This is a genomic window from Psychrobacter sp. NPDC064578 (genome assembly GCF_044901245.1).
GTDB classification, from domain to species: Bacteria; Pseudomonadota; Gammaproteobacteria; order Pseudomonadales; family Moraxellaceae; genus Psychrobacter; species Psychrobacter cibarius_C.
Map to the genome: position 1 here is coordinate 165,717 of NZ_JBJDPI010000008.1, position 25,826 is coordinate 191,542.

Below are 25,826 nucleotides of genomic sequence, written 5' to 3' on the forward strand. Positions count from 1 at the left end.
GATGAATGGTCTTAAGCTTAGTGCTTATAAGGATTAGAATGTTTCTATTTCGATTTTAGTTGTTTTTTATTCTTACCTCAGCGGTATGTATCACATTATCAGTAGGAAAAACCTATCTTGATTGCGTTTGTAATGCTTGGCGAATATGGGCGTCAAACGCGCTAACATAGTCAAAATACTGATGATGAGCATCGTTGCTAAGTATGAATTGTTGGGCTTGTTGGCACATCGCGCTCAAGTCATCTATCAGCTCTTGATAGCTTAGGTTTTCTTCTCCTGCGCGCTCAATCAGTTTTATCTCATGCAATAAGGTTTGCTGCTGTGCGTTATTTACGCGAGCATAACTTAGATTGACCATCGCCTGACATAGCGCTTTTAAGACCATCAAATCAGCTGCTGCATACCGACGTATCTCGCCAAGCGAGGTATTGATAAAATCAGATATTTTGGGAGTATGAGTAACTATGGCTAATATAGCCAAGCGTCGCTGTTTAACTTCGGCTTTCGATGAATCATCGTTTTGTGCTGGTGTATAAAAATGATAGGGACTGGGCGGCTGACGACGCATCATAATACTTAAGCAACTGGTTAGTGATTGTACGCAGTTGACCGCTGTTTTTGGATCATTGATACCAGGCTATAAGGCACGGACGGCGATTTCAGTCATTTGTCCCAAGCTATAAGCAATATCGTTAGAATGAGCCAGTCGTTGTTCGATACGTATACAGCCTGCAAAGCGTTGCCAAAAAAGTCCGTCAGGGGCACGCGGCACAACAGCTAAAGATGGCGTCGCTGTTTTTTGTCGATTATTTGGATGATCTGCTGGACGCTGGTAAAAATAACCGATGACATTTTTGTCAGTGACATAATCACCAAGATTAATACGCATTTGCACCACGCCACCATAGTCTTGTGTCAGTGTAATCAGTGACTCAAGGTAAAATTGTTGAACATAACCTGAGCTTGGTGGATAGATGGGCATCGCTGACCAGTGATGAAACTGTTCAATGTTATGATGTTCTATATCGCGTTGATGCTGGATATCGCAATGATTACGATACCAATAGTGAATATTGTTAATCGCATCATTGCTGGCGTTTTGAATTACATGTGAGGCTTGAATGGCATGTACCATATGCTGTACAAAGTACACCAGTAACAGCGCACATATAATTGCCATGATAATCGCAAAAGTCACTGCGAGCTGTGGCACACCAAAAGCCACGTCATATTTATGGATGGATTTTAACACCAATAAACTATAACTAAAGGTGCCAATGAACGCCCCCAATACAAACTGGTTAGGTGTATCGGTTAAAAAATTGCGCAACAGCCGTGGGCCAAATTGCGAAGAGGCCATCGATAGCACGGCGATTGTAATGGAAAAGGTCGTGCCTGCTACGCCCAGTACAGCCCCTGCAATCGCTGTCATGATAGCGCGCGCCGCATCGTCGTCACCGGTAAAAGCAAAGGTAATCTCTCGGACTGTTTCGCGGTCAAAGTGTTGATCGATAGTGACCAATAAAGCCGCAAGCAATATTCCAACGATGACGCAAGCCGTTGGGATAAACCAATAAGAGCCGATAAGCTGCTGCCATAGGTTTCTTAGTCGATCAGGCATATCGGTCAGTGTCTGTAGCGACCATAACTGGGCAAACTGCTTTAGTCTGTGCGTTATTGTCAGCAATGCCGAGTTAAACCAGCCACTTTCAGAGTGTCTATTCAATATTATATGCTCCACAAATGACCTAAAAAGCGACCCATTTTTTATTACTAAGCTACGATTTTATTTGGCTAATAAAACCTCTGAAGAGTAAATTACCTTACCATATAAGCCACAAAGATTAAAAATTTAGTAAAAAATAAGCCCCTATCATAGGAGCTTATTTTTAGCGTAATGGATTGTTTTGTTAACTGACTAGATTGTCAATCCAAGTGCTTATCGCAGTGCTTAGTTTTGCTAATACTGAAGGCTCTTCTTTACTGTCCATACTTAATGAACGCGTTTGCATATCATCCGTCGATACTGGCTGTTTTTGCAGACTATCTACGATTAACGGTAGATTGTTACCTGCGGTCCCTAAGATAAAGCTTGGGTTTTTAGTCAGCGTTGTCCACTTCTGATTCCAGCCACCACTACAATTGTAAGTAATTAAGCTTCCGCGATTATCTACTAAGTTACCAGTACGCAAATCAAAGCATTTGTTGCCTTGTTTGATTTGGTCAGCACCGTTCATCTCCCAAACTTGCGCTGGCGAGTCCAAGCTACAAGCACCCAAAACCACCCAAGAACCTTGTTCCGTTAAACACTGGTCTAATGCCATTTTGCTGTGAATTTTACCTTTAAGATCGTAAATCCACTGTTCAGAGTCGTCACCAGTACAGCCACTTGGACCACTAATAAAGCTATTTAACTTACCATCTTCTAGAGTTTCAACTTTAAGGCAGTTGTTGCCATTACGGATAGTAGTCACATTATCTAAAGGTTTGTCATCTTGTAGCTCTAAATCTACAACAAACTTTTGAAATTCGGTAAGTGCTTCAGGCTCTTTTTTGATTAAATCTGTACGATAGACATTGACCCAACGGTTTAGACGATTTAGAGTTTCTTGCTGCTTCTCATAACGCTCTAATGTTTGGAGTGCTAAAGGGCTAAGCTCATCACGATACTCTTTGTAAGAATCATATAATAACTGACCGTTGGCGTCTAAACTAATAGTCGAATTTTCTGCTTGAGCAAGAAGTTTCTGCTCTAAGATTGGCAATTCTACCTTTCTTAGTGCCGTATAGCCCTGTTCTTTACCAAAGGTAACCGCGGGTTTAATCACATCACTATATTGACGAATATCAATGGTTGAGAGCTGTACTTGTGCTTCATTGACCTTTTTACAGTATAAATCTACTTTTTTAGGGTTGTCTGCAATCGCTAAATTAATATGGAACTTATTGGCGTTACTGGTCATCCGATTAGGAGCCAACGCAATATCATTAATCGTGTTATTACTATAAGTAACGCTTAACCAGCAGCTTGCTGATTCAAGCGAGTTATGCGGTGTCGGTAGCTCAAAAACGTTGCCCCAGTTACCACGTGCTTCTGGATAAATGATGCCTTTTTGCGCGACAGGGTCATAACCGCCTAAAATGGTAAATACTGGCACGCCTTGTAAGCGTGGTTTTAAGTAATTACCGTCGGTACTGTTGTACCAAACGTTTTTGGATTCTTTCCACACTTTAGGCTGGATGACTTCCATCTTTCTGAGCTCAGCATTCCATTTCTTATAGCCAGTTGGTGAATCAGCGTCAAATACAGCCCGATCAAATGCTGGCTGTATCTTAATTTTTGTACTATAACCCGTATAGTGAGTATAGTTTGAATAAGCGCCACTCTGTGATCCACCAGACATCGCATCGCGACCATAGCCATAGGTGGCTAAGAAAAGAGGTTTACCAGTGAGACCATCACCCTCGACCTGTCGTGGCCAGTCTAAGTTGCTGCGCATTTTGTTTCTGACGCCATTATAGCCCCAGCCACTATTGGCATGATGCTCGGCCCAAAAGAAATCGCCGTTCTGTTCACCAGGATAATGACCCAAGCCATAATGATGACCGATTTCGTGGCTGAACTCATTACCTTGAGAGTCGATTAGGGTCAACATACCATTACCGCCGCTTAAGCCGTGGTTATATTCACCATTCTTATATTTACCGCGAGCGTGATGCGCATTGACGTTCTGGGTCAATTGCGGTTGCTCTTGACTTTGCATTGATGCACTGGTGACGCCCCAATTGGCTAAATTAATGCCAACACCAAAGGTTGATTTCGCGGTGTTTTCGCGCATATCACCAGCATAAACGCCAGCATCATCTGAGTCACTGACTGAATCATAAATAGTGCCATTGGCGACCATTACTCGTTCGAGCTTCATGTCATCATAGCTAGCAACGGTCATTTGTGCTGCTGGAATGGTTTGGAAGTAGTCTGAACCCGCTCTTTCTGGATCGCGTAGCATGTAGTGACCCCAAGATTGAGGTGCATCCGTTAACATGCCCAGACGGATATTGGTCAATACCAACTCACCAGGGGCGGCAAAATCTATGTTATCTTCTGACAATTCACCGCTACGATTTTGGTCATCCACAATGCGAATTTTGAGACCACCTTGTACCTCATCCCAGTTGAGTTTGGTTGACCATGCGCGCTTACTGTAAGCAACGCGAGGACGTTGGTCAGTATTGGTCTGATCCGTGTCTGGGATTTGAGTCGGATCGGCTAAATTGACAGTTCGTAATAAAACCCCGTCTTTGTAAATTTCAGCCGCTAATTTATTAATATCACCCATTTCAAGCGTAGGCGTCACCAATAACAGCGCCTCTTTTTCTGCCGTCAGGCGCGGCATGTTTTTTGCTTCGTTACCCTGTGGATCAACGGTATGATTCTGCCCAAACTGTATCATCGCTTGAAAATCGCCAACCAAGTCTGGACGAATAGCACGAATTTCTCCTGCTCTACCATCGTGGTCAAAAAACCCTAATAAATAAAAATCAGCAATATCCTTTTTTGGTTCTGGATATTTAATAGGCGTACTTGGCTCAAGTGGCGTAGCAGGAATACTCGTTACCGGTGGCTTAATAGGCGTACTTGGCCCAATTGGTGTAGCAGGAATGCTCGTTATTGGTGGTTTAACAGGCGTACTTGGTTCAAGCGGCGTAGCAGGAATACTCGTTATTGGTGGTTTAACAGGCGTACTTGGTTCAAGCGGCGTAGCAGGAATACTCGTTATTGGCGGCTTAACAGGCGTGCTTGGTTCAAGTGGCGTAGCAGGAATGCTCGTTATTGGCGGCTTAACAGGCGTGCTTGGTTCAAGTGGTGTAGCAGGAATGCTCGTTATTGGTGGTTTAACAGGCGTACTTGGCCCAATTGGCGTAGCAGGAATACTCGTTATTGGCGGCTTAACAGGCGTACTTGGCTCAAGTGGCGTAGCAGGAATGCTCGTTATTGGTGGCTTAATAGGCGTACTTGGTTCAAGTGGCGTAGCAGGAATGCTCGTTATTGGTGGTTTAACAGGCGTACTTGGCCCAATTGGTGTAGCAGGAATACTCGTTATTGGCGGCTTAACAGGCGTGCTTGGTTCAAGTGGCGTAGCAGGAAGACTCGTTACTGGTGGTTTAACAGGCGGCGTTTCTACTGGTAGATTAACGGTTGGTGGTACAAGTGATGATGTGCTGCCATCACCTTCACCACAAGCAGAAAGCATAATGGATACGACACAAATGCTTAGCGCTTTTACTGGAAATGCTATTGTGTTTTTCAATTTATTGCCCTAATAATAGTTTAAGGCAATATAACAGCTGTGTTAGCATCTCGTACGACTTTTGTTCGATGTATAATGATAAGTTCTATTATAAACTCTAGTGAAAACTAATTTTTATTATTTGATATGCCTCATTCATTACTAACGCTTTTCTTAATTTGTTTTTGGGTTATCTGATTCAGTAATGATATCGCCTTTATAATTAAAGAGATTACCATTGGTTTTAGCTTGAGAGTCATTCAAATCTTTAGGAATAAGAATCTCATTATCCTGCTCATCGCATTCAATATCACTGTCTTTATCATAAGCTATTGGGTCAAAGTGTGGGGTGTCTTTGATCGGCTCATTCTTGTCTAATGCTGCAGTGGTCGCCGAGGTTTTTCTAAATAAATTTGATTGACCGCCTTTGATGCCTTTTCCATTAGAATCAGCTTTTTTACGTGGCTCACTATTGGCAAAAATAGCATTTAACGGTAGATCTAACTGTTGCTTGGCATAAGCTTCCGTATTTTCAAAACGGTTGACTAGCAAGCTAAGCCAAGGTTTTTGATCCTCTGGCCCCATCTCATCTAGCTCATCTTTGATAGGTAAGGGGTAAGGTAGGGTGCGATAAAAATCCCATAATGTCATTTTGCTCAAATCTCTCTTGAGCACATAATCATTATCTTCAGTCATGGTGATTAGATTGCTGTCTTGCAGATAATTAATATAGGTATACCATTTTGGTAGCTCTTTGCGTCCTAGCACATTACGTAACGCTTGTTCGCTTACCGCTTCCCCTTTTAAATGGTGGGTATAAACGAGGTTTAGCATATCGAGCAAACTTAGCAGAGGGTGGCGTGGATAGACCTCTTCAGTCTCAAAAATCGTCAAGGTATAGCTAATCTCAACACCTAATAGAATTAAATTCCAAGACAAATATATCCATAATAAGAAGATGGGCAGTGCCGCAAAAGCCCCGTAAATCGCTTCATAACTGGTGAAGTTTGCCATTACTGTACCAAACAAGTGCTTCATCAGCTCGAATACGATAGCGACGAAGAGACCAGCAATGGCTGCATTTTTTGCGGGTACGCGTGCTTTTGGAATGAACCAGTACATACCAATAAAGCCTGCGACAGTGATACCAATGGATACGGCTTGTACCCAAAAAGACCAGTCAATGCCATAACCAGCGATTTGTCGATTTAAAAAACTCAAACTTTGTACCGCGCTTGAAGCAAGAAATGCCGTACCCAGTACTAACGGTCCTAACGTGACGATGGTCCAATAGCGCAGCATACTTTTCATACCGCCAGAGCGGTTTTCTACCCGCCAGATTTGGTTAAAAGCGCGCTCGATGGTTGTTAACGTCATAATGGTCGTAAAAAGTAACACCATCGCCCCAATGATGGTTAGATTTGAGGATTTTTCAGCGAAGCTATTGATATACTCGCTGACCTGCATACTTGATTGTGGTAGCAAGTTACTATAAATCACTTCATATATCTGTGCTCTAACGGACGCAAGTGCGGGTACAGAAGATAGGATCATCAATAGGACGGTTAGAACGGGTACAATTGACAACATAGTCGTGTAGGTCAGCGATGCAGCCTTTTGCTGGCAATTGTCTTCAAAAAAGTGCCGAGTCAAGAATCGTAAGAATTGAAACCAGCGTTGATGTAAAAACGGGATTTTTTTTGATAAGTTTTCCATATCGACCATTTAGCAGGTGTTTGAGTGACAGTAGTGTAACAAAGATAAGCTGTTACCATCTGCGGTTTAATTGTGTCAAAATGCACAGCAGCAACCTCTCTAGCAGGTTATTAGCGACAAGGTGTACCAAGGCTGTTTGCATGTCGGTGAATGACTGGGGCATAATATATGCCTATATTGCAGTATCTGTCACAGATTATGTATATAGTCATTCCACTATAAAATTATTACAGCGTTAACCTCGCTTGAAGTATTAAATATACATCTACACTCGGTTGCCTTGTACTAGTACTATTTTTAAATTGAATCGACTATAGCTACATAATCAGTAAGGCTTTACGCTAAAGAAATAGACTGCATAGAAGCTGTTGTAGGTAATTGGAATCAACAATAACATTCATGGTTTTATGAGGAAGTATTGCTAATGAGTCAGACCGCCCCTTATGTTTTGGTGCTCTATTATTCAAATTACGGTACGACTAAGACATTGGCTTATGCTATCGCTCAAGGTATTGAGGATGCTGGTATGACAGCCCGTATCCGTACTGTACCAACGGTTGCACCCGAGACCACGTCGAGCAAGCCTGCGATACCTGATGAAGGTGACTTATATTGCACTATGGACGATCTAAAAGACTGTATGGGTTTGGCGCTTGGTAGCCCGACGCACTTCGGTAATATGGCTGCCCCCATGAAATATTTTTGGGACAATACGGTCACTATTTGGCTGGCAGGTAATTTACAGAACAAACCTGCTGCTGTATTTACTGCGACCGGCTCGATGCATGGCGGGCAGGAGACAACGTTGCTGACCATGATGTTGCCGTTGATGCATCACGGCATGATCCTTGTTGGTGTGCCTTATGCTGAGCCTGCGCTTAATCGTACTCATCGTGGTGGCTCGCCTTATGGTGCCAGCCACGTGAGTGGGGCGTTGCATGATCAACCCGTCTCAGCAGATGAGCGCGAGTTGGCTATCGCCCAAGGTCGGCGCTTGGCTATTAGTGCTACTGCATTGGCGCAAGCTAACTGGACTCGCTAAGCGGATTTTTATAGCATGCAACGTCTTATATAACGCTATTAATTAGGAAGTAAATATATCTAATGGTCACAAACCGCTCCGATAGTGAGATAAGCGCACCAGCCAAAAAATCTGCCAAAGCTGCTAAGCTTAAAAAGCCAATTACGCCTATTCGTCAGCGCTTGATGGTGACTTGGCTGATTTGGTTGGTTTATAGACTGCTTGGGCTACCTATTTTTATCAATGTTTTTAATCCCAGTAGTCCTGATGTCATTGGCGGTATCGCCTGGCAAGCATTATGGCTAGTGCCAGCATTTATTTTGACGCCCGCGATACTACGGGGTCGTTCGCCGTATGTGCTATTGATAGGCAGTATGCTTACCTTGGTTTATTTGGGGGCGAGTGGTGTGGTGCTGTTTACCCGCGTTTACGGTAGCAGTTGGGCAGAGATAGTGGTTTATTTGCTTGATTTTGTCTTATTACTGACAATCAATATTTGGTTATTTATTCTACTAAAGCGTCTTCCTTCAATGAACAACGTCGTTAAGCAGCCACGTTAGTTGATTTAGCGAAGTGTAAGACAAAAAAAGCGGCGCTCTATTTAGAGTGCCGCTTTTTTTATGCTATTTCTGCTTATTTAATAAAAAGCTTAATTTACTTTGGTTAATTCTAAATCCATCTTTTTGCCATCATTAATTTGGCTAACTTTTACTGGTAGGTAATCTAGGCTTGGTGCGAGCCAAAAACTGGTAGAACGACTATTGTCATCGTGGATACGGTCGACACGTACGGTATCAAATGTGCCAGCTGGAACGGTAATCTTGGTGTTACCAGATTTTTTGAAAGGGGTTTGCTCTATTTTGTCTTTTTTCGCCATGTAATAGTTGCCAGAGAATTTACCGTTCAATAAATCTTGGCGAATTTGCACTTCCAAACTTAAATCATCAAAAGCTTGTTGTGCCATGTTCATGGTCGTCGATTTGCCTTTATAGTTACTCACCACCTTTTTACTGCTTGGATTGAAGTCTAATTTGTGCGTACGACCAACGCCTAATAGCTTATAAGTGGTGCTGGCTTGAGTCGGAATGACATTATTACCGTTGATGGTAAAAGTGCTGTTTTGCGAAGCGCTTGCAACACCTGCCACCCGAGCATTGACATTATATTTCCAAGTATTGCCTGATTTGTTAAGCGTGCGAGTAGCCGTACCTTTATATTTGTCCTCAACCGTAAAGCTGTAGTTGGCGCTTGAAGGTTCGATATTCTTTGCGCTGGCAAGGGTAGGTGCAGTCATACTTATCGCTCCAATCGTAGCAATACTGGCCCCAGTGGTTAGGGCGGTTAAAAACTTAGACTTGCTACGTTTAGTATTATTAGTATCGGTTGTTAATGACTTTTGATCGTTTGATAAAAAACTCATGGACATTCCTTAATCGCTATTTATGGCATTGCTTATAACTATTGTTATTTTCTCAAGGACTATAATGGTCATGTTTTGCTATCTTTTCAAGAGTGAAGGCCGTCCCTGTGGTGTTGCTATTGTAGTCAAGGTTGCTGGCATCGAGCGCGATATCATCAGGCGTCACTTACTGTAACTTGAGTAAGCAGGAGTAAGTTAATTGGTCAGTTGTAAATGATATGCGGTAGCTTGACTAATTCAATTCAGTATTGAAATTTAGCACTCACATGGCTGCTTTTAAAATCGTTCTAAGGCCTTTAATACGGTGCAATCCAATCAAATGACTGTTCATAAACGTCATTACCAACTAAATAATCCACGATATGCAAAATTCTTGTAAATTTTTGGGCTTTACACTTGAAGCTAACTCACTTTGCCCCCACTTTTTGATACAAGCTCAAAGCTTATCTTTAGAATGCTGTTTTAAGCAGTAATGCCTATAGATATTGGTATTGAGACCATTAATTCAAATAAACCCTTACTGCAAATAACCAAATTATTGGAGACATATTGATGAATATTCGTCCTTTACATGATCGCATCGTTGTCCGCCGCATAGAAGAAGAAACAAAAACGGCTGGTGGTATCTTGCTTCCTGGTTCTGCTCAAGAAAAACCTTCACAAGGTGAAGTGCTAGCAACTGGTAACGGTCAGATTCGTGACAACGGTGAAACTCGCGCGTTAGATGTAAAAGCTGGCGACAAAGTCTTGTTCGGTCAATATGCTGGTCAGACCGTAAAGGTTGACGGTGAAGAACTATTGATTATGAAAGAATCTGATGTATTGGGTGTGCTAGAGGATTAATTTCATGAGTGCTAGTATCCAATGTAAAGAAATTAATAATCTCAAAATTCATCTACTAGATAATGATTTTGATTCTAAACCCTTAGAAAATGGGGAAAAATTCGTTAGCGATAAGTTGAATGTTAACATCTATAATAATGGGAATGTCATGTTCCAAAACACTATAGGTAACGAACAAAGAATCGATAATATAAAATCTTACATCACTTCTTTGAATTCAAAATAAATAAATGGAGTAATTTAACATGGCAAAAGACGTAAAATTCGGCATAGATGCCCGTAAACAAATGATGGACGGCGTAAACGTTCTAGCAAACGCAGTACGTGTAACCCTAGGCCCTAAAGGTCGTAACGTAGTTATCGATAAATCATTTGGCGCGCCTACTATCACTAAAGATGGTGTTTCGGTTGCCAAAGAAATCGAGCTTGAAAACAAATTCGAAAACATGGGCGCTCAATTGGTTCGTGAAGTGGCTAGCCGCACAAATGATGTCGCTGGTGATGGTACGACGACTGCGACTGTATTGGCGCAATCTATCTTGCAAGAAGGCATGAAATCAGTTGCCGCTGGCATGAACCCAATGGATCTAAAACGCGGTATCGATAAAGCGGTTCGCGCTGCTGTTGAGCAAATTCATTTGCTGGCTACACCAGCTGACGATTCAAAAGCGATTGCTCAAGTGGGCTCTATCTCTGCCAACTCAGACACCAAAATCGGTGAGCTAATTGCTCAAGCGATGGAAAAAGTCGGTAAGCAAGGCGTGATCACCGTTGAAGAAGGTTCAAGCTTCGAAGATACCTTAGAAGTTGTCGAAGGTATGCAGTTTGACCGTGGTTATATCAGCCCGTACTTTGCTAACAAGCAAGACAGCTTAACTGCTGAATTTGAAAACCCATATATCTTGTTGGTTGATAAAAAAATCAGCAATATCCGTGAAATCGTGCCATTACTTGAGCAAGTGATGCAGCAGAGCAAGCCATTGCTAATCATCGCTGAAGACGTAGAAAACGAAGCATTGGCGACATTGGTTGTCAACAACATGCGTGGCGGCTTGAAAACTTGTGCCGTAAAAGCACCAGGTTTCGGCGATCGTCGTAAAGCCATGCTTGAAGATATCGCAACGCTAACGGGCGGTACTGTGATTTCTGAAGAGATTGGTCTAAGTTTAGAGACTGCTACTCTTGAGCAACTTGGTACCGCTAAGAAAGTCACTGTCGGTAAAGAAAATACCGTGATCGTTGATGGCGCTGGTAACTCTGCTGATATCGAAAACCGTGTTGAATCTATCAAACGTCAAGTTGAAGAATCAACGTCTGACTACGACAAAGAAAAGCTTCAAGAGCGTATGGCTAAACTTGCTGGCGGCGTTGCCGTTATCAAAGTTGGCGCTGCGACTGAAACTGAAATGAAAGAGAAGAAAGACCGTGTTGACGATGCGCTACATGCGACTCGTGCCGCGGTTGAAGAAGGCGTTGTACCTGGTGGTGGTGTTGCCTTAGTTCGTGCAATGAATGCATTGTCTGAGCTACGTGGCGATAACGATGACCAAAACGCGGGTATCAATATCTTACGTCGCGCAATGGAAGCACCATTACGTCAAATCGTTACCAACGCTGGCGAAGAAGCATCAGTAGTAGTAAACGAAGTGAAGAGTGGCAGCGGTAACTACGGTTACAACGCAGCTTCTAGCGAATACGGCGATATGCTAGAGATGGGTATTCTTGATCCAGCTAAAGTAGCTCGTTCAGCGCTAGAAAATGCAGCATCTGTAGCTGGCTTAATGCTAACGACCGAAGTCATGATTACTGATTTGCCACAAGGTGATGACGGTATGGCTGGCATGGGCGGTGCTGGTGGAATGGGCGGTATGGGTGGAATGGGCGGCATGATGTAATTTATGCCTCGACTAAATTTGTACGACGTTGTTAACCTCGCTCGATGTACTATTAGTACAATCTTCACTTGGTCGCCTAGTCGTACTGCTTTAGTCAATCCATAAAGCGCTTTTCGCTAGAAGTATGATTTTGTTATAAAGTTTATTTAATCATTAGAAGCTCTGTTATCGGAAGATAGCAGGGCTTTTTTTTGCCTAATTTTTATAGCGCTACTCATTGGTATATGAGGTATTCACGGTTTTATATACATTCATTTGATAGTGCTGGATAAGTGTTTTATGTTTGGAAAGGTTGCCAATTGACAGACATAGTGAGGGCGTTGATGTTTCCCAGACTCAGTGGTGACACTCTACCTACTATTTACTCATGGTCTTTGATGCACCCCCAAAGATTTCAACAAATAAAATACCCATTAGATCAACAAAATCGACCTGACATTATCAAGAGCATTGAATATATAAAGTTTTTTTATATATGTTATTATTTAAATATAATCAATGGACTGATACTTTATCAAAGGACAATTGAGCATGTGTTATGGCTGCCCAGCCAAAAACTCTTGTGCAATTCAAGGTGATGATGATGAAAAAAATTAGGCTTGGAATTCTGGTAGAAGAGGAAACATTGCCATGGTATAAGTTCAAACCATTAAAATCTCTCGTCGATGAAGGCAAGGTTGAGGTTTGTATTGCTGTCCAACGGGATAAAAAACAAGCGTCTCACATGTCTCGTCTATCGAAAGTTATTCCTTCCATCAATCAAAAGTTATTTTCTTTTCTTTCTCGAAATAAGAGTAATAGCAAGCGTTATTCTATTCATGACTTGGTGGCTAATGGTACGATGCCCATCGTAATATCAGTAGTAGATCAGGATAAAATTTATGATGAGATTGAGGATTCAGTAATTGAGAAACTTGAAGCCGCCAATCTGGATTATCTGGTCAAATTTGGCTTTCGAACCTTAGCAGGGAGAATTCTGAGTGTTTCAAAAAAAGGTATTCTCTTATTTCGTTACGGCGATGAAACCAAACAAAGACACGGATCAGCATTGTATTGGCAGTTTGCCGAACAATGGGAGAATAGTGTAGTCACGCTACATCTGTTAAATGAGCGTCTTAATGGTGATAAAGTCGTTGGGAGAGGGTATGGTTCTTTATTTTACTGGGACTATAATTTAACCGAGCATAAATTAAATGGTGTCACAGCATCGATATTGTATTGGTATTTCCATAAAAATAAAATTGGCGTTAAAAATGGAAATTCGACGAATTTAATGCTTGACGATGCAATTTATGAAGAACCCCAGCAACTGACTGCCATACGGCATTTGATGAGTTTTTTTAAAAACTATACGATAAAGACTTTCTATAAGAGTCTTTATCACAATAACTGGAGTATTTTGATTGGTTCTATTGATCAGTCGATGCAAACATACACTGAGCTATTGCCTGAAAAAGGATGTTTTTGGGCTGACCCTTTTTATATTGAGCGAGATTCAAGGCGTTATATATTTTTTGAGAGCTTAAATTATAAAGAAGGTATCGGCCGTATAGAGTGGGTGGAACTGGATGAGTACCATCAAGTTATCAATTCTGGAGCAGTCGATTTAGGTATTAGCTCTCATCTAAGCTTTCCTAATGTATTCGAGCATGAAGACGCTGTATATATGATTCCAGAAGCCGCCAAGACCAATTGTATTAACCTATTAAAAGCGACGGATTTTCCGCAGAAGTGGGAAAAAGTTCATGAGTTGGTGTCTGGGGTTCAGGCAGCAGATAGTGCCGTTATTGAGCACAATGGCTTATGGTATCTTTTTACCACGCATGGTTCAATTTCAGTCCTTACAATGGATTTGGAATTGCATATTTATACGTCTGATAAGTTGGAGTCAGATAACTGGACCATTCATCCCTCTGCGCCGTTAAAAATTGATGTGCGTGGATCACGATTAGCAGGTGCACTATTTAAGAGAGATGGTCAGCTGTTTCGTACGGCTCAAGATGGCACTATTAGGTATGGGCGTAGAGTGGCTTTGTATCTAGTAGAAGAGTTGACACCGACATCTTACAAAGAAACCTTTGTGAGTTATATCGAACCCAATTGGGAAAACGAGATCGATCGTCTTCATACCTATAACGTATATGATCAAACTGTCGTACTTGATGTTTCAAGAGATAAATTGCGTTTTACTGTATAATCATTGAGAGGTTTTACGGCAACTGGTGATAATATTCTGTCGAAAAACCCCGATAGGCTCAGCTTATCGGGGTTTATTTATACAAATTAGATATTTTTTTAAAACTACTGACTGGCTGCATCCCGTCTAAACGTCCACGTTTTATTATCAGAAGCCTCTTCACAGTAATAATATCCCGCCAAATCAAACTGCTTTAGCTGCTCAGCATTGGTTAGCTTATTATCAGCAGCATACTTCACCATCAGTCCACGTGCTTTTTTGGCATAGAAGCTAATCACTTTGTATTGACCATTCTTTTCATCTTCAAATCGTGGCGTGATAACTTTCGCATTCAGCGCTTTCTTCTTGACCACTTTGAAATATTCATTTGACGCCAGATTAATCAAAATCTTATCATCACTATCTGCCATACGTGCATTGATAATGGCAGTTACTTTCTCGCCCCAAAACTCATAAAGGTTATCGCCACGTTCATTTTTCAGTTTGGTACCCATCTCTAAACGATAGGGTTGAATTAAATCGAGCGGTTTCAGTACGCCATATAATCCAGACAAGATACCCAGATGCTTATTGACGTAAATGGCGGTGTCTTTATCCATATGATACATATCAAGTCCAGTATAAACATCGCCATCGAATAAATAACCTGCAGGTTTGGCATTGCCTAAAGTAAAGGGCTTATCGTTGCTCCAACGCCACTCTTGATTGCGCTTGGCATTGAGCTGTGCCAAATCATCAGAGATGCCCATCAGTTCTTGTAAATCAATCGGTTCTTTTGATTTTAAGTTTTTCATCAATGCTTGCGCATGTTCGATGAGCTCTGGTTGACTATAATATTTGTCTAAGTTCACTGGCACCGCATCTTTCTCATTTAAAGATTTGGCAGGGGAAAGTAAAAAATACATCATCATTCCTTATTATAGTGAGTCAATGGGTATTCTATTTATGTATCAAGTTTTCTTATTATACGATATGCAGCATTGTATCTTGACCTACCCGTCGTTATTTCGTGTTTTTTAACGTTATCCTTAAAAAGGACAGATATTTGATTGACATAAGCCGATAGTTTGTCAAGTCTAGCGTTTAATTGAAAAGGAAAAATTTTTAATATAACAATAAAAGTTATGCAGATGGTGTAAATGCCTAACTTTTTATTTTACTTGTGGGTCATCATTAGGCAATGAAAGTTGGCAGATGATGTCTCTATAATAAAAAGGTATGATGGCAAAGACGCTATCATTTATTAAATTGATAATCTTTGGTCATGATGTTGAACCAACCATGACCAAAGGTTTTTTTGTCCCCTGTGCTTTTTAAATGTGCGTTGAGGGTGTTAAAGGTAGTCGTGAGACGTAAGTATAGTCATTAGACGTAAGTAAGGAGACGGTATGAAAATCGGTGTAATCAGTGCAGATATCGCGAGCGAGAGCCGTGTAGCGATAACCCCAGACGCAGTCAAAAAATTGCGTAAGCTTGGGTTTGAAGTCGTCATACAGTCAGGTGCAGGTCAAGCAGCATATTATGCTGATGAGTTGTATCAAGCGGCGGGTGCCGACATTGCCAGCAGCAGCGCCGAGGTAATCACACAGTCTCGAATTATTACTACCGTCAATGACTTACCTGCTGCAGCTATTGAAGGCTTAACGTCAGGTCAGATTGTCATTGGCATGCTTGACCCATATCGTAATACTCAGCTTGACACTTATGCGACCAAAGGTGTCACTGCCTTTGCGATGGAACTTTTACCTCGCACATTGTCACGCGCACAGAATATGGATGTCTTGTCATCGCAAGCCAACCTTGCTGGTTACAAAGCAGTATTGCTCGCGGCAAATGAATACTCACGTCCTTTCCCGATGTTTATGACCTCAGCCGGTACAGTTAAGCCTGCTAAAGTGGTCATCTTAGGCGTTGGGGTTGCTGGCTTGCAAGCGATTGCGACAGCCAAGCGTTTAGGTGCAGTGGTAGAAGCGAGTGATTTACGTCCGACAGCTCGTGAGCAAGTAGAGTCATTGGGTGGTAAATGGCTGGATGTACCGATGAATGCAGAGGAGGCCGAAACAGCCAAATCTACAGGTGGCTATGCGTGGACACCATCTGAGCAATATGTCAAAGATCAAGCTGCTGTTGTAGATAAAGCCTTGAGCAACGCGGATATCGTGATTACTACTGCGCAGATTCCTGGTCGTAACGCTCCTCGTCTGGTGCACGGCGCAACCCTTGCTAAAATGAAGGCGGGTTCCGTACTGATTGATATGGCAGCTGGAACGGGTGGTAACGTCGAAGGCAGTGTGCCTAACGAAACCATCACTACAAACAACGGCGTACGTATCGTTGGTGCTGCCAATATCCCATCGTTGCTCGCCGCGCAGTCTTCAGATTTGTATGCCAATAATTTGGTTAACTTTATCACGACCTTAATTGCGCCTGCTAGCGATGACGCTTCAGCAAGTGACCCATCAGCTAATTTGGCACTTAAATTAGACATGGAAGACGAGATTCAGGGCGCACTGGCAGTGACACATGACAGTCAGGTACGACTAGCCAAACGCTAAGTTTTGACTGCCTTTCACTACACATTTGCCAGACACGAATAAATTTTAGGAGGATTAGATGATTGCCACTATTTTAGCGGCAGCGCCAGCTGGTGCGGCCATGAGTAGCACACCATTTGTAGCGATTTTTACCGTATTTGTACTCGCTATTTTTGTCGGATATTATGTCGTTTGGGGCGTCACGCCTGCATTGCACACACCATTAATGGCTGTCACCAATGCACTATCGAGTATCGTCATCGTCGGTGCGATGCTACAGACCGTCACCATTGACGGCTCTGTGTTTACACCGACCAGTATCCTTGGTGCTTTTGCCGTATTTTTAGCCAGTATCAATATCTTTGGTGGTTTTGCCGTGACTGAGCGTATGCTTGCGATGTTTAAACCGAAAGTGAAAAAAGCACCTGTAGCAACCACTGATGTTGGAGGTGACGTATGAATGATTTCTCAGCAATGATTGCGGCAAATGCAGATTGGTTTTATTTAGTAGGCGCTATCCTCTTTGTATTGACCTTACGTGGTTTATCCAGCCCTAAGACGGCTATCCGTGGTAACCGCTTTGGTATGGTAGCGATGGCGATTGCGGTCGTCACGACATTCTTCTTAGCAGAAGGCCCTGTGCTGTGGTTAATTATCATTGCGATGATTTTGGGTGCCCTCGTCGGCATGTGGAAGGCAAAAACGGTCGCGATGACGCAAATGCCAGAAACCGTTGCTTTGATGCACTCGTTTGTCGGTTTGGCAGCGGTCGCCATTGCACTGGCAACCGTATTGCATACTGAACAACAGCATGGCGCCGTTGCCCGTGTCGAACTATTTATCGGTTGCTTTATTGGTGCGATTACCTTTTCAGCTTCGGTTTTTGCTTTTGGTAAATTAGCAGCAAAAAGCTGGGCGAAAACATTGGTTGGCGGCTGGGTAAAACCCGTCCAAGCATTATTATTCATTGCGATGATTGCTTTCGGTGGCGTCTATTTCGTCACTGACTCATTACCAGCATTTTATGCAATGGCAGTGATTGCCGTGATATTTGGTTGGATGTGGATTGCGCCAATCGGTGGCGGCGATATGCCAGTGGTTGTCTCACTATTGAACTCGTTCTCAGGTTGGGCGGCGGCAGGCATTGGTTTCACTCTCGGCAACTCGATGCTCATTATCGCAGGGTCGCTCGTCGGTTCATCAGGCGCGATTTTGTCTTACATCATGTGTAAAGCCATGAACCGCTCATTACTCAACGTCTTGTTTGGCGGTATGGGTACAGGAGCCGTAGCAGCAGGCGCTGATGATGGTGCACCGAAAAACTATAAGGCAGGATCAGCAGAAGATGCTGGCTTCTTGATGGCCAATGCCAGTAGTGTGGTTATTGTTCCAGGTTATGGTATGGCGCAAGGTCGTGCACAGAACGCGGTAAAAGAGTTGTATGAGTTGCTAAAAGAAGAAGGCGTTAACGTTCGTTTTGCCATTCATCCAGTCGCTGGTCGTATGCCAGGTCACATGAACGTACTGTTGGCTGAAGCGGACGTACCTTATGATGATATTTTAGAGATGGATGAGATCAACTCAGACTTCGCGAGTACGGATGTGGTCTTGGTTATCGGTGCAAATGATGTGGTAAACCCCTCTGCGAAAGATGATCCAACGTCGCCAATCTTTGGTATGCCGATTCTAGAAGTCACTAAAGCCCAAACGGTCATGGTCATCAAGCGCTCAATGAATACAGGTTATGCAGGGCTTGATAATAGTCTGTTCTACATGGATAAAACCATGATGATCTTTGGTGATGCCAAGAAAATGGTCGAAGAGATGGTACGTAGTATCAATGGTGCAGGTCATTAATCTTTAAAGTTAGTTTTTAAATATAAGCTTTTAAATAAAAAAGTCACTTAGGTGGCTTTTTTGCGTTAAGGTACTCTGCATTTATAGCCAGTCACTGTTTATATATTATATACAATAATTTATACCCAATAAGTTTACAAAAAATAAGCGTTAAGAGAGTTATTTATGAATATGTTGATACGTTTTTTTATTATGGTCAGTTTGCTAAAACAACAACTTAAGCAGCAATCAGTAAGCGAGCGCCTTAGTATTGAGCTCTTGATTGCACCGACGGTTCGTCATTATCGAGTGTTGCCGCATGATATGGGCTTTCGGAATCATCTGCCTAATTATCGTTATTTGTCTTTTATCGAGCTAAACGTTACTCGTTGGCTGATGGCGTGCTGTCATCAAAAAGGCATTAAGCCCTTGAATTGGGTTATCGCCATGCAAGAAATGGTTTATCTGAAAGAAGTTAAATTTTTAGATAAAATGACGGTAAATAGCACGCTTGCTGGCTGGGATAAAAAATACGTTTATTTTGAAACGCGCTTTTTTGTAAAAAACCAGCTGATGGGCGTTGGTATGACTAAGTTTGTATTGACAAATAAAAAAGGCAAATGTGCGCCAGAGATATTGGATATGATAGGCGAGCGGTTGAATGAGGTCATTGATTCTTGGAATCAGCATCAAGTGGCGATTAAATCTGCCAAATCTGCTGAAACAAGTAAAACAACAAATGCTGCATAACGAACTTGTCTATAATCAGCGGGCGAATTTTGGTAGGATAGCGGTTATTAAGTTGCCAATCAAATCACCAGTCAAATTGATCACTGATTTGATGACGTGTATAAAAATGATTAAAAGTTAAGGAGCCATCATGACCCCGCAAAAATTAAAATGGACAGACAGCTTAGATATCGCTATTGAGCTGTATGAGAAGTTTCCAGAGACCGATCCGCAGTACATTCGTTTTACTGATTTACATCGCTGGGTGACTGAGCTTGAAGGTTTTGATGATGATCCACAAAAATCAAACGAAGGTATCTTGGAAGCCATTCAGATGAATTGGATTGATGAAGCAGATTAGATTTATACCCTGAAGCGCTATTTTTAATACTATCCCAAATAGAAAACTGAATAAATATATAGGACTTACAGATCATGACGTCACAAATTAAAGAGTTACCTGAAGCAATAACTTGTAAAGGTATTAGCGTTCGTACGACCAATAACGCTGAGATTAGCGAAGACACGGCGAAACTGGGTCGTTTATGGCAAAAGTTTTACCAAAACCATGCCAGTGATCTGCCTAAAGGCGAAGACATTTATGGTGTCTATCATAACTATGAGAGCGATGATTTGGTCGGCGCTTTTGACGTGGTTGCCAGTTGGAAAGTAGCCAGTGAGCAAGACCCATCAGACAGTGAAAATATGTCTAAGGCTGCAAACCTAGTAACAGTAGATATTCCTGCAGGAAAGTATTTGGTATTCTCTGAGCAGGGTAGAATGCCATACACGGTGATGAATGCTTGGGAAAAGGCTTGGACCTATTTTAATGATCGCAGCTGTGAGCATACCCGAACTTTTAATGTCGATTTTGAGCATTATATCGGTGGTAATCTAGAGTATGGTCAAGTTGATCTCTATATCGGTATTGAGTAAAGCTATTGATTCTAAATAACTGAGTGAAAGCTCTTATAATCAATTCAAATAAATTTAATTATTAAGGCGCATCAATTACTTAAAAGTAATGTTTTAGCAGTATTATACCTTAGCTATTATATCGGAGTAGTAATGAGTCAGTTAGAGCCAAGTTCTCAAGATAGGTTGGTTAGCATTGCTAAAGCAGTAGCAGGTACACTTCCATACATAGGAAATTTAGTCTCAGAACTGCTTGATAGCGTTGTCCCTAATCTCAGGTTCGAACGTATAGTAGTATTTCTTCAAGAATTAGACTTAAAAGTATCTCAAATCGATGAAAAGCTTGAACACTTTAAGTTAAATCTAAATAGTGAGGAAGGCATAGATTTACTAGAGGAAGGTATGCTACAGGCTTCTCGTTCGATAAGTCGTGAACGTAAAGAGAGACTTGCATCTATACTTGAAAAGTCCTTGGGTAAACAAGATTTAAAATATGAAGAATCAAGGAAAATTCTCAATATATTTAGAGAGTTAACCGATCCTGAGATAATTTGGTTGATATATTATTCTCTTGAACCAAGACTTGGCAAAGGTCCACATTCTGATTGGGTATTACAGCATCCAGATGTTTTGTATCCGATATCTAGAGATAATACTGCTTCTGATGAACAACTGGAGAAAGCTGCATTGCAAGATAGCTATAAAGACACATTACTACGCTTTGGACTAGTTAAAAGTAACGGTCGTACAACACATATGACAACTTTAGGTGAAATGGTTATAGGGTATATTGAAGTTTAAAGCTGTATTTTATAGTAATAAAAAAGCGCCAAGTCTGCTATCAGGCTTGGCGCTTTTTTTGCTTACTTCAACGAATGATTAATCTAACAGTAAATTCTCTAAAATTCCCTCATAAATTTGGGCGAGCTTGCCTAGGTCATCGATTTCTACTTTTTCGTCAACTTGGTGAATCGTCGCATTTCTTACACCAAGCTCAACGACTTGTGCACCCGTTGGTGCAATAAAGCGTCCATCAGAAGTACCACCTGATGTAGATAGTGTCGTGTCAGTATCAGTTACCTTTTTTATGGCTTTTTGACAGGCAGAAACCAACTTACCTTCAGGGGTCAAAAATGGCTGACCAGACAATTTCCAATGGATATTATAATTTGCTTTGCTATCAGTAAAATACTTGTCAAAGATAGCGTGAGTTTTTGCTTTTAGCTCATCTTCGGTCGTTTCCGTAGAAAAGCGAAAGTTAAACACAGCTTCTAGTGTTTCAGGAATGACGTTGGTTGCGCCTGTGCCACTATTGATATTTGATATTTGCAGTGAAGTCGCAGGGAAGTAGTCATTGCCACTATCCCAAGTAGCGGCAGTCAGTTCCGCCAAAGCTGCCATCGTTGCATGAATAGGGTTGCAAGCTAAATGCGGGTAAGCAACATGACCTTGCTTGCCAGTGACCGTAAGTTCCGCACCCAATGAGCCGCGGCGACCGTTTTTAATGATATCGCCGAGCGTATCCGTGCTCGATGGTTCGCCAACAAGACAATAAGTGATTTTTTCTTGACGTGCTTCTAAGGTTTCAATGACTTTGACTGTGCCATTAATAGACGGGCCTTCTTCATCTGAGGTGATTAAAAAAGCAATCGAACCATTGTGCTCAGGATAATTCGCGACGAAACGCTCGGCAGCGACGGTAAAAGCAGCAATGCCCGTTTTCATGTCAGCCGCACCGCGAGCCCATAGGTAGCCGTCTGCAATGGTTGGCGTAAATGGCGGATAAGTCCAATTGTTTTCATCACCCGTAGGCACGACGTCGGTATGACCAGCAAAACAAATGACTGGATCAGTGGTGCCACGGCGCGCCCATAAATTTTTGACTTCTGCATGTTCGCCACTTTGATCTCTATCGCCAAAATACATAAATTCGCAGTCAAACCCAGCTTGTGATAATCGTTCTGACAAGATATCTTGGCAGCCATCATCATCTGGTGTGACGGAAGGACGTTCAAGTAGAGCAATACTTAAATCTAGTGTTTGCTGCTGATGGTTTTCTGGTTGATGGGTGCTTTGTTTATTGAAGTCCGACATGAATAAACCTTTTTATTATGAATTAAAATGATAAATTTTTAAGATTGGCAGCCACGATAAAATCAGTCATTGTTTTATACTTATTACTTACTTTTTCTGATAGCTGATGAATTTTAAATATTGTCTTCAACAAAAGGCACCAAACCATCACGGCGCATCCACGTCGCGATAGAGTAACGCTGCCGCTGGGCAATTTGCACTTGATGTTTTAGGTCACTGTCAAATATCACCAATCTATTGGCGACAGGCATGACGTTATGAGGAAAGCCATGTTTATCAATGATTTCTAGTGCGCCGCCGTCAGTTGGTTCCCATTCATCATTGAGATAAAACACCGCAGAGATAACGCGTTCATCACGCCCAGCTGGATTGTCACTATGCCATTGGTAGCCAAAACCCAGCGGATAGCAAGCATAATGCGCTTCACTGTGACGAATACCGGCAAATAAACTGCGATTAAATAAGCTAGCAAGCGCATTGATACTTTGCAAATAATAAAACCCAGCAAAGAAGTTTTCCGTAATCCAGCGGATGCGATCACCGCGAATATCACTGACACGAATCCCAGCCGTCAGCTCTGCGTCACGATAGTCAATAAAACCACTCTCTGCTTGCAAGGCTAACAGCGCTTTCGTTTCAAAGACCTCATCAATAATGATCCAACCATCATCAACGAATATATCCAGTTGTGTATCAGTCAGCTTATCTTGCCAACTGATATCGAAATCAGACTGTTGTAATACGTGCTGAGTCAGTGGTTTTTGGCTTGGGTCGTCGCTATGAGGAAACAGTAATGGTGGATTATCTTCTCCTATCGGATGATCAATCACCAACTTTGTCACATCAAGATTGCTAATAATCTCTGTCATTTCGTCTCACTATGGTCAGTTAGCTGGCAATACATAGCCAATCAATGCCTTTTTACCAAAACCATCGTTATCTTTTACTCTGCCTATGCTACCATAGATGTAATTTTTCTTATTTAAACTTTTGAGATTATGAACTATAAACACGCCTACCACGCTGGTAACTTTGCTGATGTGGTTAAACACATTTTATTGGTACAACTCCTTAATCAATTGGGGCAAAAAAACAAACCTTTTTATGTGCTTGATGCTTATGGTGGTCGCGGACTGTATTCACTGAGCAGTGAAGAAGCGCGCAAGACAGGTGAGGCCAAAGGTGGTATTCAAGCGTTACTAAATGCCAATACTGACAAGGCACCCGCTGCTGTCAAAGATTATATGGAAGGCATTAAGCAAGCCCGTTTCACTTATGACAATAAAGTCTATCCTGGTTCTCCTTGGTGGGTTGCCCATCATATCGAGAAAAATCCAGATGCAGGCGTGCGCGGTGAAGCTTTTGAAGCCAAAGCTAGCGAATATGATGCGCTAAATTATCAGTTGCACAAGTTACCCATTGGTATACAGCATCGTGATGCCTTTGAAGGGATTACTGCCGTCATTCCACCAAAAGAAAAGCGCGGTCTGATTTTTCTTGATCCGCCTTATGAGCAAGAGCACAAAGATTTTACACGCCTTATAAATTTACTCGTTGCTGCTTATAATAAATGGCCACAAGGCACTTACGCGCTTTGGTTCCCTATTAAGAACGTTGAAGCCGTTGAATTGTTTTACAAAAAACTGAAGCGTACTGAAATGCGCCGCCAGTTGGTTTGTGAGCTGAATATTTATCCAAATGATGTGGCGGTTGGTCTGAACGGTACAGGTTTACTAGTGATCAATCCACCTTGGCAATTTGATAATCATGCACGTGAGATATTACGCTTCTTACAGCCTGCATTAAAAGTGGCTGATGCTCCAGACTTAACGCCTGATAGCGCAACCAATGTACGCTGGCTAGTCGGCGAATAACCATGTTAGTGAATAACTATGCCGGCAAATAAGGATATTGAGATGACTAACGTGCAATCACCTAAAGACGAATCAAATCATCCGCCTCTAAATGATGGATTGTTACAAGACAGCGCAGCCGCCCAGCCGCCCTTTGTTGATGAGCATGATTTCAATATTCGCTTAGCGGATAATGAGAGTTATGATGGCTTGACCTTTGAAGTGATTGAAGCAGAAGTTGCTGAAGGGCAGCGAGTAGTCAGTCGCGGTGTCTATTTAGCGCCAAACCTAATTACAACCTTGTCACTGCTATCTGGCTTTTATTCGATTTTGGCCAGTACGCAAGGCGAGTTCTACAAAGCTTCTTTAGCCATCTTTTTGTCCGCTATTCTCGACGGTGCTGATGGGCGAGTGGCGCGTATGCTTAATGCGCAAAGCCCCTTTGGCGAGCAATATGATTCGCTTGCCGACATGCTGGCTTTTGGTGTTGCACCAGCGATCTTAGTTTATAGTTTTGCGCTACAGCCGTTAGGTCGCATTGGCTTGGGCTGTGCGTTTGTCTTTACCGCCTGTGCCGCCTTCCGTCTCGCACGTTTTAACGTTCAGGTCGGTATTGTTGATAAAAAATACTTTGTCGGTTTGGCCAGTCCACTTGCTGCTATATTAGTAACGGCAGCCGTTATGGTCGCTGTTGACCATAATGAATGGGTTGGGCAGTACGATACGGCAGTCATATTCTTATTTGCTGCTTGGGTGGTGATTTGTGGTTTACTGATGGTTAGTAATGTCAAATACTATAGCTTTAAAGAGTTTGATAAAAAGAAAGTACCTTTTGTAGTTCTAATAATTGGTGTGTTGGTTATGAGTATTGTGCTCTATGATATACCTGTTGGTATCTTGGCGATTGGTATTATTTATGCGTTATCGGGTATTGTTACGACGATTAAAGCAAAAGCAAATTTTTAGAATTGATTGTTCGTGTCATATTAAGGAATTTACCGTAGGGTAAGTTCCTTTTTTTATGCGCTTTATATATCAAGCTGGCTATCAGTGTATTCATCACGACAAAATAAAGAAGAACCACTCATTTTTTAGCTAATGATCATTGATAACGACTCGTTAAAGAAACCCACATGATTGAGATGAAATAAGCATGCTTATTTACGAGCTTACCTCAGCCCAGCCTCAAGACCCCATATACTACTACCCGATTGAAGTAAAAGTAGTGTCGCCATCCTGCTAATTTAGTTTAATCACCAAGTTTATTTGAATTAAGCTAAAATAGCCCTTGACTAAAGATTCAAACCCTCTATAATACGCCCTCATCAAGACGAGCTGGACAGTTTATATGTCAATTACATATAAATAACCCAATTCACTTGAAGAAACAAAACATAAAAAAGCTTGACAATTCAAATCATTATGATAAGATAGTCGGCTCGCTAGATAGCTTGACCTGCAAGGGATTGAGACTAAACAGCA

Annotated in this window: 21 protein-coding genes and 1 pseudogene; 15 read left to right on the forward strand and 7 right to left on the reverse strand. The window is 41.9% G+C overall.

Features of this window, described 5'->3' with window-relative positions:
• Positions 1 to 112: 112 nt before the first annotated feature.
• From ACI2JM_RS11080 to ACI2JM_RS11090, 3 genes and pseudogenes are all read right to left on the reverse strand, one after another.
• Positions 113 to 1,621 (reverse strand): annotated as a pseudogene (locus ACI2JM_RS11080) (DUF2254 domain-containing protein).
• Positions 1,622 to 1,910: 289 nt separating this feature from the next.
• Positions 1,911 to 5,312, reverse strand: a complete 3,402-nt coding sequence (locus tag ACI2JM_RS11085; protein ID WP_404644192.1) for a M66 family metalloprotease — start codon at positions 5,310 to 5,312, stop codon at positions 1,911 to 1,913.
• A 153-nt stretch (positions 5,313 to 5,465) separates the two neighbouring features.
• Positions 5,466 to 7,007 (reverse strand): YihY family inner membrane protein, encoded by a 1,542-nt coding sequence (locus tag ACI2JM_RS11090; RefSeq protein WP_404644194.1) that lies wholly within the window; start codon positions 7,005 to 7,007, stop codon positions 5,466 to 5,468.
• Positions 7,008 to 7,431: 424 nt separating this feature from the next.
• Between ACI2JM_RS11090 and wrbA the strand changes: the two genes are divergently transcribed.
• Positions 7,432 to 8,049, forward strand: a complete 618-nt coding sequence (gene wrbA / locus ACI2JM_RS11095) for an NAD(P)H:quinone oxidoreductase (RefSeq protein WP_060490546.1) — start codon at positions 7,432 to 7,434, stop codon at positions 8,047 to 8,049.
• A gap of 62 nt (positions 8,050 to 8,111) precedes the next feature.
• Positions 8,112 to 8,588, forward strand: a complete 477-nt coding sequence (locus ACI2JM_RS11100) for a hypothetical protein (protein ID WP_404644197.1) — start codon at positions 8,112 to 8,114, stop codon at positions 8,586 to 8,588.
• A gap of 89 nt (positions 8,589 to 8,677) precedes the next feature.
• Here ACI2JM_RS11100 and ACI2JM_RS11105 read toward each other — a convergent pair whose 3' ends face one another.
• Positions 8,678 to 9,448 carry a DUF3108 domain-containing protein gene (locus ACI2JM_RS11105; protein ID WP_404644199.1) on the reverse strand — a complete coding sequence of 257 codons (771 nt, stop codon included), beginning with the start codon at positions 9,446 to 9,448 and terminating at the stop codon, positions 8,678 to 8,680.
• Positions 9,449 to 9,997: 549 nt separating this feature from the next.
• Here ACI2JM_RS11105 and groES point away from each other — a divergent pair.
• From groES to ACI2JM_RS11125, 4 genes are all read left to right on the forward strand, one after another.
• Positions 9,998 to 10,291 carry a co-chaperone GroES gene (gene groES, locus ACI2JM_RS11110; RefSeq protein WP_404644200.1) on the forward strand — a complete coding sequence of 98 codons (294 nt, stop codon included), beginning with the start codon at positions 9,998 to 10,000 and terminating at the stop codon, positions 10,289 to 10,291.
• Positions 10,292 to 10,295: 4 nt separating this feature from the next.
• Positions 10,296 to 10,517: a hypothetical protein gene (locus ACI2JM_RS11115; protein ID WP_404644201.1), complete on the forward strand. Its 222-nt coding sequence runs from the start codon at positions 10,296 to 10,298 to the stop codon at positions 10,515 to 10,517.
• Between the two features lie 19 nt (positions 10,518 to 10,536).
• The gene (gene groL / locus ACI2JM_RS11120; protein ID WP_045456067.1) at positions 10,537 to 12,186 is read left to right on the forward strand and encodes a chaperonin GroEL; all 1,650 of its coding nucleotides are present in this window, start codon (positions 10,537 to 10,539) and stop codon (positions 12,184 to 12,186) included.
• A gap of 538 nt (positions 12,187 to 12,724) precedes the next feature.
• Positions 12,725 to 14,383, forward strand: coding sequence for a hypothetical protein (locus ACI2JM_RS11125; RefSeq protein ID WP_404644202.1), 1,659 nt, complete (start codon positions 12,725 to 12,727; stop codon positions 14,381 to 14,383).
• A 104-nt stretch (positions 14,384 to 14,487) separates the two neighbouring features.
• Here the strand turns inward: ACI2JM_RS11125 and yaaA are convergent, their stop codons facing one another.
• Entirely contained in the window at positions 14,488 to 15,288 is an 801-nt protein-coding gene (yaaA, locus tag ACI2JM_RS11130) for a peroxide stress protein YaaA (RefSeq protein ID WP_404644203.1), read from the reverse strand.
• Between the two features lie 483 nt (positions 15,289 to 15,771).
• Between yaaA and ACI2JM_RS11135 the strand changes: the two genes are divergently transcribed.
• The 7 genes from ACI2JM_RS11135 to ACI2JM_RS11165 all read left to right on the forward strand — a co-directional run bounded on the left by ACI2JM_RS11135 (position 15,772) and on the right by ACI2JM_RS11165 (position 21,198).
• A complete protein-coding gene (locus ACI2JM_RS11135; protein WP_404644204.1) occupies positions 15,772 to 16,938 on the forward strand; it encodes an NAD(P) transhydrogenase subunit alpha in 1,167 nt (388 codons plus the stop codon).
• Positions 16,939 to 17,038: 100 nt separating this feature from the next.
• A complete protein-coding gene (locus ACI2JM_RS11140; RefSeq protein ID WP_404644213.1) occupies positions 17,039 to 17,377 on the forward strand; it encodes a proton-translocating transhydrogenase family protein in 339 nt (112 codons plus the stop codon).
• Complete coding sequence (locus tag ACI2JM_RS11145; RefSeq protein ID WP_404644205.1) at positions 17,374 to 18,774, forward strand: NAD(P)(+) transhydrogenase (Re/Si-specific) subunit beta; 1,401 nt, start codon at positions 17,374 to 17,376, stop codon at positions 18,772 to 18,774. The genes ACI2JM_RS11140 and ACI2JM_RS11145 overlap by 4 nt, the downstream gene beginning before the upstream one ends.
• Before the next feature lie 165 nt (positions 18,775 to 18,939).
• Entirely contained in the window at positions 18,940 to 19,503 is a 564-nt protein-coding gene (locus ACI2JM_RS11150; RefSeq protein ID WP_404644206.1) for an acyl-CoA thioesterase, read from the forward strand.
• A gap of 130 nt (positions 19,504 to 19,633) precedes the next feature.
• Entirely contained in the window at positions 19,634 to 19,843 is a 210-nt protein-coding gene (iscX, locus tag ACI2JM_RS11155) for a Fe-S cluster assembly protein IscX (protein WP_021812734.1), read from the forward strand.
• Positions 19,844 to 19,917: 74 nt separating this feature from the next.
• Positions 19,918 to 20,418 (forward strand): GyrI-like domain-containing protein, encoded by a 501-nt coding sequence (locus tag ACI2JM_RS11160; protein WP_404644207.1) that lies wholly within the window; start codon positions 19,918 to 19,920, stop codon positions 20,416 to 20,418.
• A gap of 132 nt (positions 20,419 to 20,550) precedes the next feature.
• A complete protein-coding gene (locus tag ACI2JM_RS11165; RefSeq protein ID WP_404644208.1) occupies positions 20,551 to 21,198 on the forward strand; it encodes a hypothetical protein in 648 nt (215 codons plus the stop codon).
• A 78-nt stretch (positions 21,199 to 21,276) separates the two neighbouring features.
• Here the strand turns inward: ACI2JM_RS11165 and dapE are convergent, their stop codons facing one another.
• Together dapE and ACI2JM_RS11175 are read right to left on the reverse strand one after the other, a co-directional pair.
• Positions 21,277 to 22,491, reverse strand: coding sequence for a succinyl-diaminopimelate desuccinylase (gene dapE / locus ACI2JM_RS11170; protein WP_404644209.1), 1,215 nt, complete (start codon positions 22,489 to 22,491; stop codon positions 21,277 to 21,279).
• A gap of 113 nt (positions 22,492 to 22,604) precedes the next feature.
• Positions 22,605 to 23,360 (reverse strand): 2OG-Fe(II) oxygenase, encoded by a 756-nt coding sequence (locus ACI2JM_RS11175; RefSeq protein ID WP_404644210.1) that lies wholly within the window; start codon positions 23,358 to 23,360, stop codon positions 22,605 to 22,607.
• A gap of 129 nt (positions 23,361 to 23,489) precedes the next feature.
• Between ACI2JM_RS11175 and ACI2JM_RS11180 the strand changes: the two genes are divergently transcribed.
• Positions 23,490 to 24,365 carry a 23S rRNA (adenine(2030)-N(6))-methyltransferase RlmJ gene (locus ACI2JM_RS11180; RefSeq protein ID WP_045446718.1) on the forward strand — a complete coding sequence of 292 codons (876 nt, stop codon included), beginning with the start codon at positions 23,490 to 23,492 and terminating at the stop codon, positions 24,363 to 24,365.
• Between the two features lie 42 nt (positions 24,366 to 24,407).
• Complete coding sequence (pssA, locus tag ACI2JM_RS11185; protein WP_227676798.1) at positions 24,408 to 25,310, forward strand: CDP-diacylglycerol--serine O-phosphatidyltransferase; 903 nt, start codon at positions 24,408 to 24,410, stop codon at positions 25,308 to 25,310.
• The last annotated feature ends 516 nt before the right edge of the window (positions 25,311 to 25,826 follow it).

Coding starts and splice junctions, on each gene's coding strand:
- ACI2JM_RS11090 (WP_404644194.1), bottom strand. CDS start 7,007: ATGGAAAACTTATCAAAAAAAATCCCGTTTTTACATCAACGCTGGTTT.
- wrbA (WP_060490546.1), top strand. CDS start 7,432: ATGAGTCAGACCGCCCCTTATGTTTTGGTGCTCTATTATTCAAATTAC.
- ACI2JM_RS11100 (WP_404644197.1), top strand. CDS start 8,112: ATGGTCACAAACCGCTCCGATAGTGAGATAAGCGCACCAGCCAAAAAA.
- ACI2JM_RS11105 (WP_404644199.1), bottom strand. CDS start 9,448: ATGAGTTTTTTATCAAACGATCAAAAGTCATTAACAACCGATACTAAT.
- ACI2JM_RS11115 (WP_404644201.1), top strand. CDS start 10,296: ATGAGTGCTAGTATCCAATGTAAAGAAATTAATAATCTCAAAATTCAT.
- groL (WP_045456067.1), top strand. CDS start 10,537: ATGGCAAAAGACGTAAAATTCGGCATAGATGCCCGTAAACAAATGATG.
- ACI2JM_RS11125 (WP_404644202.1), top strand. CDS start 12,725: ATGGCTGCCCAGCCAAAAACTCTTGTGCAATTCAAGGTGATGATGATG.
- yaaA (WP_404644203.1), bottom strand. CDS start 15,288: ATGTATTTTTTACTTTCCCCTGCCAAATCTTTAAATGAGAAAGATGCG.
- ACI2JM_RS11135 (WP_404644204.1), top strand. CDS start 15,772: ATGAAAATCGGTGTAATCAGTGCAGATATCGCGAGCGAGAGCCGTGTA.
- ACI2JM_RS11140 (WP_404644213.1), top strand. CDS start 17,039: ATGAGTAGCACACCATTTGTAGCGATTTTTACCGTATTTGTACTCGCT.
- ACI2JM_RS11145 (WP_404644205.1), top strand. CDS start 17,374: ATGAATGATTTCTCAGCAATGATTGCGGCAAATGCAGATTGGTTTTAT.
- ACI2JM_RS11150 (WP_404644206.1), top strand. CDS start 18,940: ATGAATATGTTGATACGTTTTTTTATTATGGTCAGTTTGCTAAAACAA.
- iscX (WP_021812734.1), top strand. CDS start 19,634: ATGACCCCGCAAAAATTAAAATGGACAGACAGCTTAGATATCGCTATT.
- ACI2JM_RS11160 (WP_404644207.1), top strand. CDS start 19,918: ATGACGTCACAAATTAAAGAGTTACCTGAAGCAATAACTTGTAAAGGT.
- ACI2JM_RS11165 (WP_404644208.1), top strand. CDS start 20,551: ATGAGTCAGTTAGAGCCAAGTTCTCAAGATAGGTTGGTTAGCATTGCT.
- dapE (WP_404644209.1), bottom strand. CDS start 22,491: ATGTCGGACTTCAATAAACAAAGCACCCATCAACCAGAAAACCATCAG.
- ACI2JM_RS11175 (WP_404644210.1), bottom strand. CDS start 23,360: ATGACAGAGATTATTAGCAATCTTGATGTGACAAAGTTGGTGATTGAT.
- ACI2JM_RS11180 (WP_045446718.1), top strand. CDS start 23,490: ATGAACTATAAACACGCCTACCACGCTGGTAACTTTGCTGATGTGGTT.
- pssA (WP_227676798.1), top strand. CDS start 24,408: ATGACTAACGTGCAATCACCTAAAGACGAATCAAATCATCCGCCTCTA.